Origin of the sequence: Clostridium paraputrificum, from assembly GCF_900447045.1 — a bacterium.
Classification (GTDB): domain Bacteria; phylum Bacillota; class Clostridia; order Clostridiales; family Clostridiaceae; genus Clostridium; species Clostridium paraputrificum.
This window is the reverse complement of sequence record NZ_UAWH01000005.1, coordinates 594,570-607,338: the sequence shown is the minus strand read 5'-3', so window position 1 is coordinate 607,338 and position 12,769 is coordinate 594,570. Positions and strand designations below refer to the sequence as shown.

Here is a 12,769-nt window from a genome sequence, read left to right as displayed (position 1 = left end):
AATTATACTATTATGTAGTTTTTTAATCAATTACAAAAAAATTAATATTATATACCTTTCCATCTAAATAATACATTATTTTATATAATGCGCCTATACTTTTATTTTATTTTTTAATATCTTAATTTCCTTTGAAAATTTACTATTAACTTGAGATTTTATATTTGCTAATATTTCATCTGATTTATTACCATTTTCTAACCCCTCATTAACTATATCATCCCATAACTTAAATACAGCTTTATCTAAAGGAGTTACAGAATATTCTTGTGTCTTAGACATTAACTCTTCATAAACTCTTTGGTCCTCTTGACCACCTAAAAATTCATTCTTATGTTTTAAGTTTTCTTCAACACCTCTAAAAGGTAAATATCCAGAAACATTTCCTAATCTATTTTTGTCATTATGTTTAAAAATGTAATATTCTATAAACTTCCATGCCGCATCTTTATTTCCACTGTTTTCCGGAATGGAAATAATTGATGCATTATTCCATCCATATGCTCCAAAAGGAAGAGCTGTAACTCTCCATTTACCTTTCTGCTCAGGTACTAAGGTCTCCAATTCACTAGCCCCCCATGAGCCTAAATATAACATAGCGAACTTATCTTCCTTCAACATTTTAATACCAGTATCTGACCAAATATCATTATAGGGTGAAATCCCTAAATCCCTTCCCTTCCTAGCTATTTCTATAGCTTCTTTAAATCTTTCATTATCTCTTTGATATTCTAAATTTTCATCAAAATACGCCATATCTGATGTTGAAATTCTTACAATCTCACCAATCCATTGAACAATATATTTATCATCAGCCTTTAGTTTTTTTCCAATTTCTAACCAATTATTAGCATCTCTCATAAATTCAGCTAATTCCTTTGGATTACTTGGAAATCCATAAGCCTCCATTATATCAGCCCTGTAATACGTAACAATAGGAGCACTTGCAATAGGTAACCCCAACAATTTACTTTTATCTATAGACTTTCCTAATTCCCATAGTTCTTTATCGTAGTCCTCTCTATATTTAGTAGCATTATATTTATCATCTAATAAATTTTCTAATCCATTAATTGAATTAAATTCTCCATATTCATTACTATCTATTATTAATATATCTGCATCCCCATTTTCCTTAATCATAGATTCTTTATATTTTAATTCGTATTCTTCATATGGAAAAGTACTTATTTTAACCTTTATATTAGGATTCTCCTTCTCAAATCCCTCTATTATTTCGTCAAATCCTCCATAGTAAGACCAAAGTTGTAATTCAACAATATCACTATCTACATTAGGCTTATCTATGTTATCACTATTATCTCCATTATTCATTCTCCCACAAGACATAATAATACTCCCTAAAATTATTATGCTTAAATATGTTCTTAACCTTCTCAAACTATTTCCCCCTCTATTTATCTAATAGCTCCTTAACTTTATCTAAAGCAATAGGTTTGCTGAAATAATATCCTTGAAAATAATCACATCCCATTTTTTCTAAAAATAATTTTTCTTCCTTAACTTCTATTCCTTCTGCTACAACACTTAAATTTAAATCGTGTGCCAGTTCTAATATTAAATTTACTATTTTCCTTTTTTTATTGTTATTTAAAATATTTTTTATAAGCTCCATGTCAATTTTAACTTCATCTATAGGCAAAGAAGTTAATATATTTAAAGATGAGTATCCTTTACCAAAGTCATCCATAGAAGTTCTTATTCCTATCTCTTTAAATCGCTCTAATATTCGTTTTACTGTTGAAACATTTTTTACAAGAGTACTTTCAGTTATTTCAATTTTTAATAATTTAGGATCTATATTATTTTTATTAATACATCCTAATACTAAATCTAGGATATCATCATTAACAAAATGTTTTGCTGATACATTTGCTGAAATTGTAATGTTATTATATCCCTCATCTTGCAACATTCTAATAACTTTACAAACTTCGCTAATAACCCACTTATCAATTTCTAATATAACTTCAGACTCTTCTGCTATAGGAATAAATTTATCTGGAGGGACAATCCCAAGTCTATCATTTTTCCATCTTAAAAGTGCTTCACCCCCTCTAATTTTACCATCTTTAGCTGATACTTGTGGTTGATACTCTAGATATAATTCACTATTTTCAATTGCGTTTTTAACTTCTTTCTCTATAGTAGCTTTTTCATAGAACTCTTTCTTTAATGTATCATTAAATAAATATAATGAATTGCCACCATTACATTTAGATTCATACATTGCTATATCTGCATATTTTATTATTTTATCTATATCAGTTCCATCTTGTGGATATATACTAGCTCCAATACTTCCTGTTATTTTAACTGAAAATTTATCTTCTAAAATAAACTTTTCTTTAAATATTTCTACAGCTCTAATACCATCATTCTTTATTTCTTCTATACTATTTACTTTTGATACAATTACAAATTCGTCTCCACCTAGTCTAAAAATATGATGCTTTTCATCTTGCAGACTCTTTAATCTTTCAGCTACTAACACCAATAACTTATCTCCAATATCATGTCCCATTGTGTCATTAATTGTTTTAAACCTATTTAAATCCATGAACATTACGCATATACGATTCTCACAATCTTTAATTTCATCTTTTAGATACTTTTTAAAGAAAAGTCTATTGGGTAGATTTGTTAATGAGTCATAGTAAGCTTGTCTATATAATTTATCTTGTGATTCTTTAAGTTTAATAAAGCTAAATCTTAAACTATTAACCATATTCTTTATATTATCTGTTAATAAGTCTATTTCCATAATACTACTGCTAGGCCACATAATAACTTCTTTACTATCTATCATTTTTAAAAAGTTAGTTGCATTATTATTAATTTTATTAAAGTCATTTATTACTATACTAATTAGCAACTTTCCTATTAATAAAATAAAAATACTAAATAAAACTAGGAATTTAAATTGTCCTATATACTCTTTTATGATTCTATCTTTATATATTATAATAGGAACCTCTACCATTAAATATAATCCCAGGTTTCCTATTTCAGATTCATATACAAAATATCCATCTGCCCATCTTTTATTATAGTCCATTGATATGTATCTTTTGGGTAGCAGTTCCCAAAAATAATCAGACATTTTCTTTCTATCATACTCATCGTAATTTTCTATATATTTATTAGAATTTATAAAATCTATAATTATATTTCCTTTTTTATCTTTTATATGTACATTATGTTCTTTATAATTACATGATTTTTGAATAACATCTCCTAAATATCCTAACTCTATAACACCTAATAACTTTAAATTGTAAATTTTCTTTTCATCCCAATCGTCTATTTCATCAAATACGCTATCATAAACTTCCTTTGCAGAAGTTAATGCAGTATTAGATATGTAATCATAACTATTTACCATATCGATAAATATGTTTATTATAAATGGAACTAATATAGCACCAGAAAGTATGTGAAAAATCATCCCCTTAAATTCGGTCTTAAATTTTTCCCTATATATAAAATCTTTAATCACATATTCATAAATAACTTCTGCAATCAAAGTATTGAACATAGAATTTACAGATAAGATTAATATGGGAAAATAATTATACTCTATAAACCCATCATATTTTTCTCCAAGAAAAATTAAAATTATCGATAAAATAATAATTGATATCCAAAAGAAAAAATCTATTATTATAACCTTAACATTCTTATTTTTCTTTATGAAATAAATTATAAAAAGGACCTCACAAAAGCTTATAAAAACATTAACTATATTTCCATTAAATAAAAGATCAAATATAGAGATAGTTATTGCTCCTATAACTGCTTTTTTAAATCCAAAAATAAAAAGGATAAGTAATAGAAAAATACTTGCAAACTCTATTATTATCCCAAAGAAAAGTTCAATTTTACTAATTTTTAACAAACATCCCAGTAATATAAGAATAATAAAAATACTTATTTCTTTTATTTTCTTCTCTTTAGTGTTCCCCATTTTTATTCTCTTTCTTAATTATTTTAAATGTTAAATCTCATTTACAATTGTACTATATTTTTCCTGTAAAACAAAGTTTTTTCTTAACATTTTTATTCCAAATTCTTATACAAATTACAACTTATTTAAATTATATATAAACTTACTTATTTAACTATATAATAAAAAAGGAGACACTTTCGTGCCTCTTTCTTCTATCCTCTTTGTTCAAGCATACTTTTAACTTTCATTAGTCTTGTTGTAGCTGATCTTTCATTTTCATCAAGCTTCATCCTAATATACTTAATAGTTTCTTGTAATTGAGGAATTGTCATATATTCAAGAGCATTAACTCTTCTTCTAGTCTTTTCTATCTCATCTGCCATAAGTTGGCATGACTTTTCTACTTCTGCAAGTTCTAGTAGTTTAGGAAGTATTCCATAAAGCTTAGCTATTGCATCATCTAGTTCTGAAGAAGTATTGGCAAAACCATAAGGATAAATGCTTCCCTCATCCCCCTCAAGTTGTCTCTTGAAGTTCATTACAGGTACATTTACACTCATAATGTTCTTTTCCCCTACTTCAACTGAAATATGCTCTTTAGGATATGCAACTGCTTCCTCTAAGAATTCTGAACTCATTACAGCTCTTGCCATAACAAAATCTTTTAAAGAACCTTCTAATTGTCCTTCAACTTCTGCTCTTAAAGTATTGTTGTATTTAACAAGGTTAATGAATTGTCTCATTAATTCGTCTTGTTTATCCTTAAGAAGCTTATGACTTCTTGTAGATGTTGCTAACTTTTTCTTAAGTCTAGTAAGCTCCATTCTAGTAGGATTGACATTTAATTTTGCCATAGACTATTCTTCCTCTCTTGGCATATATTTTTCAAGGTATTCATCTCTAATTCTCTTAAGTTCAGTTCTAGGAAGCATCTTTAATAACTTCCATCCTAAATTTAATGTCTCTTCGATAGTTCTGTTTGTTTCAAATCCTTGTGAAACATACTCACTTTCAAAAGCTTCTGCAAACTTAGCAAGTTTCTTATCTGTATCAGATAATGCTGATTCTCCTAAGATTGCTGATAATTCTTTCGCTTGTTTACCTTGAGAATATGCTGAGAATAATTGGTTCATAGTATCTGCATGGTCTTCTCTTGTCTTTCCTTTACCAATACCCTTATCCTTAAGTCTTGATAATGAAGGTAAAACATCGATTGGTGGTGTTACACCTTTCTTGTATAATTCTCTTGAAAGAATTATTTGACCCTCAGTAATGTATCCAGTTAAGTCTGGAATTGGGTGAGTCTTATCCTCTTCAGGCATTGTAAGTATTGGAATTTGTGTAATGGAACCTTCTTTACCTCTAAGTCTTCCTGCTCTTTCATATAATGTTGAAAGGTCAGTATAAAGATAACCTGGGTAACCTCTTCTACCTGGAACTTCCTTTCTAGCTGCAGATATTTCTCTTAGAGCTTCTGCATAGTTTGTAATATCCGTCATAATTACAAGAACGTGCATTCCTTTTTCATAAGCTAAATATTCAGCTGCAGTCAATGCCATTCTTGGAGTAGCTATTCTTTCGATAGCTGGGTCAGACGCAAGGTTCATGAATAGAACTGATCTATCAATAGCACCTGTTGCCTTAAATTCATCTACGAAGAATTGAGCTTCTTCGAATGTTATACCAATAGCTGCAAATACAACGGCAAACTTCGAATCAGAATTTAAAACTTTTGCTTGTCTTGCGATTTGTGCAGCTAGTTGTGCATGAGGTAATCCTGATGCAGAGAACACTGGTAACTTTTGTCCTCTAACTAGAGTATTTAATCCATCAATAGCAGAGATACCAGTTTGAATAAATTCTGATGGATAGTCTCTAGCCATTGGGTTTATAGCTTCACCATTTATATCTACTCTCTTTTCAGGAATTATGTTTGGACCGTCATCATTTGGCCTACCCATTCCATCAAAGACTCTTCCTAGCATATCTTCTGATACACCAAGTTCAAGTGGTCTACCTAAGAACTTAACCTTAGTTTCCTTTAAGTTAATTCCTGTAGATCCTTCGAAGATTTGTACCATTGCTCTTGAACCATTAACTTCAAGAACCTTACCTCTTCTCATTTCACCAGTATGAAGTTTAATTTCAACTAGTTCATCGAATTTAACTCCTTCAACACCTTCAACAACCATTAAAGGTCCAACTACTTCAGTAACTGTTTTATATTCCTTAAGCATCTAGAACCCCTCCTTCGCTGATTAACTTATCGATCTCAGCTTTTAGGTCAATGCTGATTTGATCTATCTTGTTTAGTTCTTCTTCGTGAATATACTTACTTCTTGCAATTCTATCTCTTACTTCATCAAGAGCTAAAATCTTATTTAAGTAAACACCTGCATCTAAAGCTCTTTCTGCTTCAACCTTGAATGATAATATAAGCTTTAACATCTTATATTGTTTATCTAATGAAGCATAAGTATCCACTTCATGGAAAGCATTTTGTTGTAAGTAATCTTCTCTGATCGACTTAGCAACTTCTAGCTTTAATCTATCTCTTTCTGATAATGCATCTATACCAACAAGTCTTACAATTTCTTGAAGATTAGCTTCTTCTTGTAGAAGTGACATAGCTTCTACTCTTAGTTTTGACCAGTCATCTGATACATTTTCGTTCATCCAAGAATCAATTTTATCTGCATATAATGAGTATGATGTCAACCAGTTAACTGATGGAAAGTGTCTTTGATAAGCAAGTTGTGCATCTAGTCCCCAGAATACCTTAACTATTCTAAGTGTAGATTGTGTAACTGGCTCAGAAATATCTCCTCCTGGAGGCGATACTGCACCGATAGCAGTAATAGCTCCCTCTCTACCATCTTTACCTAGGCAAATAACCTTACCAGCTCTTTCGTAGTAGTCAGCAAGTCTTGATCCAAGGTAAGCTGGGTAACCTTCATCACCAGGCATTTCTTCAAGTCTACCAGACATTTCTCTTAAAGCTTCTGCCCATCTTGAAGTTGAGTCAGCCATGATTGATACTGAGTAACCCATATCTCTGAAATACTCTGCTATTGTTATACCAGTATAAATTGAAGCTTCTCTAGCTGCAACTGGCATGTTAGAAGTATTTGCTATAAGAACTGTTCTCTTCATTAAGCTTTCTCCAGTTCTTGGGTCCTTTAGTTCTGGGAACTCATTAATAACGTCTGTCATTTCGTTACCACGTTCACCACAACCAACATAAACAACTATTTCAGTATCTCCCCATTTAGCAACTTGGTGTTGAACAACTGTTTTACCAGCTCCGAATGGTCCTGGTACCGCTGCTGCACCACCCTTAGCAACTGGGAAGAATGTATCTATAACTCTTTGTCCTGTAACCATTGGAGCTACTGGATTAAGTTTTGATGCATATGGTCTACCTTTTCTTACAGGCCATTTTTGCATTAATGAAACTTCTCTATCACCAGTTTCAGTTTCTACTACGCAAACTGTTTCTTCAACTGTAAATTCACCTTCATTTATGCTCTTAACCTTACCTGAAATTCCATAAGGAACCATTATCTTATGAAGCACAACTGTAGTTTCTTGAACTGTACCTATTATGTCCCCAGCAGAAACTTCATCCCCTACTTTAACTGTAGGTATAAATGCCCATTTTTTATCTCTATTTAATGATGGAACAGATATACCTTTTGTTAAGAAACTAGACTGAGCTGCTTCCATAAATGCATCTAGTGGTCTTTGTATACCATCAAACATTGATTCTATTAGACCAGGTCCAAGTTCAACTGAAAGTGGTTCTCCAGTTGTTACAACTGGGTCTCCAGGACCTATACCAGATGTTTCTTCATATACCTGGATAGATGCTTTATCCCCTCTCATTTCGATAATTTCTCCAACAAGGCCCTTGTGTCCAACCTTACATACGTCATATATATTAGCTTCATCCATTCCTTCAGCAACTACCAAAGGTCCAGAAACTTTAATTATCTTTCCGGTCTTCAAACTTACCAACCTACCTTCCTATAAAATATTAACGCCTACAGCTTTTTCAACGTTATCGCTAATTCTTTGCATACCTATATTTAATGTTCCTTGATTGCTTGGAATTAATATTACAGCAGGAAGTACCTCTCTATTGTATCTCTCAATAGTTTCTTCTATATCCTTTGCAACTTGTTCAGTCACAAATATTACTGCATAATTATTCATTGCTAATCTATCAATAGTTTTTCTTGCTTCATCAGCTTCAACTACTGGGAAAACATCAATTCCTAGAGCTTTGAAAGCTAAAACTGAATCTTTATCTCCAACCACTCCAATTTTCTTAAACATAAATATCACGCAGCCTTTCTCTTATTACTTCCTCAGCAATATTATTAAGCTTGCCAACCATTATAATTCTAACTACTTTAATTTCTGTCTCTTTAGCATAAATATATGCTAGTAAAGGCTCTCCTCCAAATGGAATCATCTTAGCTTCCTTCATCATATTCATGATGTAGTTATCTACTAACTTTTCTAAAACTCCAGCTGACCCACTCTTTGTATAGTCTTCAACACCATTCTTAAGTACATCTGCATAATCAGTATGGCTTAACTTACTAAAAATATTTTCATTAGCATCATTAAGCAGTGATACTAATACATCCTTATCAATCTTTCCACCATCAATTAATACAGATAATAAGAATTCTCTACCTTTATTTTGTTTCTTTACTCTTAAAAGAGTTTTTACATTAGTTAAATCTATTTGAGCTTTAACATATTTTTCTGTAAAGGTATCATTTAATTCTTTAGCAACATGCTTCATTTCTTCAAACATATATTTATCTAAAATAACATCAATTCTTTGAGGGTCCTTCTTAGAGTTAAAATCATTTATAGCTTCTTCCACTGCTTCTCTCATAATTGGATTTAAATCGCCAAAGCTATTTGTTTCTATAATTATCTTTAGCTTTGATGCTTCTATTGATCCAACATGTATTAACATATTAGAAAAATCTTTTTGTAGAAATATTCCCTTAAGAATTACTTTTATATTATGATAGTCATACTTCATACTCATGATATCAACTAACTCTTTACAAGGAGTCATGTCATACATATCATGATATACTCTCTTAAGTTCATCACTTAGTACAGCCTCATAATCTTCTGCTCTTTTTGCACCACTCATAACATTTGAATACTCAGTTTCTCCAAGTACTCTTAATGCTTCATCAGCAGATTTAGAATCTATCATTCTATCTAACTTGGCTTTATCAAGGAGTCTGGTTTCTAATACTCTAAGTCTTGGTATAACTTGAGTAAACTGCATTATATCCATTACTTATCCTCCTTAATTAAATAATTCATTTGCCACTTCAAACTCTAATTCATCCTTTAATGAGCTTACTAAAGCTTCAAAAGTATTATTTATTTCTATTCCACCTTTTTCAAGGATAAATCCACCCTTAAAGTTACCCACTTCTGTGCTTATAGTTAATAAACCTTTTTTACCTTTTGAAGTAAGTTCTTTATTTATATCAACTAATAATGTGTTATCAACTAAACTCTTACCTTTTTCATTTAGAATTAGCTTTTCATCTCCAGCTATCCCAAGTGTAAGAATACTTTCTTTAATAAAAGTTTTATATTCTACATCGCTTAACTTGCATAATTCATCAACACTTTTATTAAATACTTCTTCAATGATAGCTTGCTTAGCCTTAAGCTTTTCATTTCTAGCCTTTAATTCAGCTCCAGAAATAACTCTTTCTTTTCTTGTTTGAGCTTCGCTTTTTGCCTTCTCTATCATTTCAGCTTCTAGTGCCTTAGCTTCCTTGTTTCTTTTTTCAATTATAGAAGCTTTTTCACTTTCAGCCTTAGCTAAAATACTGTCCTTTCTTTCTTCTGCATCCTTAAGGATTTTAGAAGTCAGATTACTTATATTTGACATAGCTTCACTTCCCCAATCCTAGAATAATTGAACTACTAACATGATTGATATAACGAATCCTAATAGCGCATATGTTTCAACCATTGCTGTTAAAACGATACCCTTTGTGTTATGTTCTGGCTTTTTAGCTAAGATTTGAACTGCAGAAGCTGCTGCTTTACCTTGAGCTATACCTGAGAATAAACCTGCTATACCAACTGGTAAACATGCACATAATAAGTACATACCTTGTGCTAATGTAGTAGTAGAGCTTAATTGGAATAATACCATTAATCCAACAACGAAACCATAAAGACCTTGTGTACCTGGTAATAATTCAAGAATTAAAGCCTTACCAAACTTTTCTGGTTGTTCTGTAAGTAATCCAGAAACCGCTTGACCTGCTATACCAACACCCTTAGCTGAACCTATACCTGATAAACCTACTGCTAATGCAACACCTAAGCCTCCTAAAACGAAGCCACCAAAATTTTCTGATAAATATTGAATCCAAGTCATTTCCATTATAAAAATCCTCCTAATCTTTCTTTACATTAATGTATTTATTTTGTGTCTTAAATGGAGAGAATGCCTTTCCTCCACCTTCATAGAATTTTCCAAAGTATTCAACATACTGTAATCTACAAGTATGAACATATGCTCCAAGTAAGCCTAACGCAAGGTTAAATATATGACCAAATACGAATATTACAGGTGCAAATAAAATTCCTGCAACTCCAGGAATCATACCCATTATCATGTTAAATGCTCCTGCAAGTGATCCACCTGCAAGACCAAGTGCCATAAGTCTTGTATATGAAACTAAGTCTCCAACATAGCCTGTAATACCATAAAGTGCATACGCACCTTGACCTAATTGTGCTCCTCTTGTTTTTTCTTCTCTACCACCTGTTAATACAATTACAATCATACCAAAAATCATAAATCCGATTGCTATATTTTTAACTAATGGTGATAAACCTAACATACCTGAACCTAAAACTAAAGCTACTGATACTAAAGTAATTACCCAAGCCCCTACATCATAGAAGGCATCCTTAGGTTTTCCTGCCCTAAGTAACATGTATGCTTTAATTCCTAAACCAAAGAATATTTGAACTGCTCCAAATATTACAGAAACAATTAATATGGTTGTAACATCCTTATTAGGATCTACTAATCTCCAAGGCATTTCTATAATACCTCCAAAGAATGAACCATAAAGTATTCCAAATCCAATAATAGGGTAACTTAAGTAATAGAAGAACTTAGCAAACTTTCTTGTTCCCTCATCTAAATTAAAGGCCTTAAGTGCCACTAAGGTTACTATTAATTGAAGTAATCCATATCCTATATCCGCTACCATCATACCAAAGAATAATAAGTAGAATGGTGTAACAAACGGAGTTGGGTCTATTTCATCATATCTAGGAGTAGCATACATCTCAGTAATATTTTCAAATGAACTATTCAATTCATTATTCTTAAGTTTTACTGGAACCTTATCTATTTCTTCATCTTTAACATCTTCAAATGTTAAATAATAATCTTCTCCTAAAGCTTCTTTTATGATAGCTTCTAATTTTTGATTCTCTTCAACTGCTAACCAACCTTGAAGGACAGTAATATTTTCTGTTCTCAAGAAATTACTTATAGCATTTTTTCTATCTACAAGGTTTGTATAATATTCATTAGCAGCTTCTAACTTATGATATCCTGCTTCAAAACCAGACAATTCTTCTTGAACAAAGAACTTCTTTGAATCTAGTTTAGCTATTGTATCCATATTGTCATGCATGACTTTAATTGGCGTTTCTTTTATATCTGTCTTAAATTGACTAAAGCCAAACCCTCTTAACTTGTCACTTACTTCCTCTTTATGCTCTTCTCCGCATATTACTAAGAAAAACATATCCTGATTGTTTCTAGATATAATTTCTAGATAATAATCATTCATTTCAGCAACTAAAGTATCTTCATACTGCTTTGGTACACTTCCTATGAAATAAGGAGTTTTAATTGAAGATAATTCTTCAAATGAAACATCTAAACCTTCCCATGGTCTTAAGGATTCAACAATAGATTGTAGTTTAGTTTTTTCGCCTTCTAAACTTGCTATTACCTCTTCCTTTTCTTTAACTTTCTTATAAACTTCTTCCCAATTATTACTCATAACTTCTGTTTCAAGTTCTTTTAAAGTTAATTGTCTTTTTCCTTCCTTCATAGCCTTTAGTGCTGACTTTTGAGGAATATAATCTTTTAGAAATTCAAGGGCAAATTTAGTCATAGATAACTTTTCTTCACACCCTGCAAACTCTGAATCATCTCTATCCTTTGAAAGGTCACTAAATACTTCATTTTCTTCTAAAAACGAAGCATCTTGAAGATTTACAAATTCAGTTTCTGCAAATCCCTGTAATCTTTCTAGAATTCTCGTTTTTTGTGATTCAAAGGCAAGCAAAGTGAATTTATTCATCTTAACAATTGCCATTTACTTTCACAATCCTCTCAACTACTAATTTAACAGCATTATTCTTTTTATCATCAGAGATATTATAAATATTCTCAGACTCTTGCTTTCCTTTTTCTAAAATAGGCTCAGCCACCTTATTACCTTCTGCTAAAGCATTTTCCATGACTCTATTACATTCTTCCTTTGCAGCACTAATTACCTCATTATATTTTTGTTCTGCTTCATCTGAAGCTTTTTGAACAATTTCTTTAGATTTTAATGTTGCTTCTTTAATCATTTCATCAGCTTTTGCTTCTGCACTTTTAATCTCATTTATTGCTTCTAATGCCAAAAATATCACCACCTTTATGCACACCATGTAATAAAATATGAATAAAATATGAATTAGTACTTTATATAGTAT

Annotated in this window: 11 protein-coding genes; all 11 read right to left on the bottom strand. The window is 31.1% G+C overall.

All coding sequences use genetic code 11. From position 1 onward, the window contains the following. Positions 1 to 93 precede the first annotated feature (93 nt). Positions 94 to 1,401 (bottom strand): ABC transporter substrate-binding protein, encoded by a 1,308-nt coding sequence (locus tag DR024_RS02915; RefSeq protein ID WP_055253337.1) that lies wholly within the window; start codon positions 1,399 to 1,401, stop codon positions 94 to 96. Between the two features lie 13 nt (positions 1,402 to 1,414). After that, positions 1,415 to 3,988: a putative bifunctional diguanylate cyclase/phosphodiesterase gene (locus tag DR024_RS02910; protein ID WP_055253335.1), complete on the bottom strand. Its 2,574-nt coding sequence runs from the start codon at positions 3,986 to 3,988 to the stop codon at positions 1,415 to 1,417. A gap of 194 nt (positions 3,989 to 4,182) precedes the next feature. Further along, positions 4,183 to 4,824, bottom strand: coding sequence for a V-type ATP synthase subunit D (locus DR024_RS02905; protein WP_027096784.1), 642 nt, complete (start codon positions 4,822 to 4,824; stop codon positions 4,183 to 4,185). Positions 4,825 to 4,827: 3 nt separating this feature from the next. Then, complete coding sequence (locus tag DR024_RS02900; RefSeq protein ID WP_027096785.1) at positions 4,828 to 6,207, bottom strand: V-type ATP synthase subunit B; 1,380 nt, start codon at positions 6,205 to 6,207, stop codon at positions 4,828 to 4,830. Further along, positions 6,200 to 7,978 (bottom strand): V-type ATP synthase subunit A, encoded by a 1,779-nt coding sequence (locus DR024_RS02895; RefSeq protein ID WP_055253478.1) that lies wholly within the window; start codon positions 7,976 to 7,978, stop codon positions 6,200 to 6,202. Before DR024_RS02895 ends, DR024_RS02900 begins: the two co-directional genes overlap by 8 nt. Before the next feature lie 18 nt (positions 7,979 to 7,996). Next, a complete protein-coding gene (locus DR024_RS02890) occupies positions 7,997 to 8,308 on the bottom strand; it encodes a V-type ATP synthase subunit F (protein ID WP_034865825.1) in 312 nt (103 codons plus the stop codon). Continuing rightward, a complete protein-coding gene (locus tag DR024_RS02885) occupies positions 8,301 to 9,302 on the bottom strand; it encodes a V-type ATP synthase subunit C (protein ID WP_055253334.1) in 1,002 nt (333 codons plus the stop codon). The genes DR024_RS02890 and DR024_RS02885 overlap by 8 nt, the downstream gene beginning before the upstream one ends. Positions 9,303 to 9,314: 12 nt before the next feature. After that, positions 9,315 to 9,914, bottom strand: coding sequence for a V-type ATP synthase subunit E (locus DR024_RS02880; protein ID WP_027096789.1), 600 nt, complete (start codon positions 9,912 to 9,914; stop codon positions 9,315 to 9,317). An 18-nt stretch (positions 9,915 to 9,932) separates the two neighbouring features. Beyond that, positions 9,933 to 10,418 carry a V-type ATP synthase subunit K gene (locus DR024_RS02875; protein ID WP_027096790.1) on the bottom strand — a complete coding sequence of 162 codons (486 nt, stop codon included), beginning with the start codon at positions 10,416 to 10,418 and terminating at the stop codon, positions 9,933 to 9,935. A gap of 13 nt (positions 10,419 to 10,431) precedes the next feature. Further along, a complete protein-coding gene (locus DR024_RS02870; RefSeq protein WP_055183450.1) occupies positions 10,432 to 12,384 on the bottom strand; it encodes a V-type ATP synthase subunit I in 1,953 nt (650 codons plus the stop codon). After that, entirely contained in the window at positions 12,371 to 12,697 is a 327-nt protein-coding gene (locus DR024_RS02865) for an ATPase (RefSeq protein WP_027096792.1), read from the bottom strand. Before DR024_RS02865 ends, DR024_RS02870 begins: the two co-directional genes overlap by 14 nt. Positions 12,698 to 12,769 lie beyond the last annotated feature (72 nt).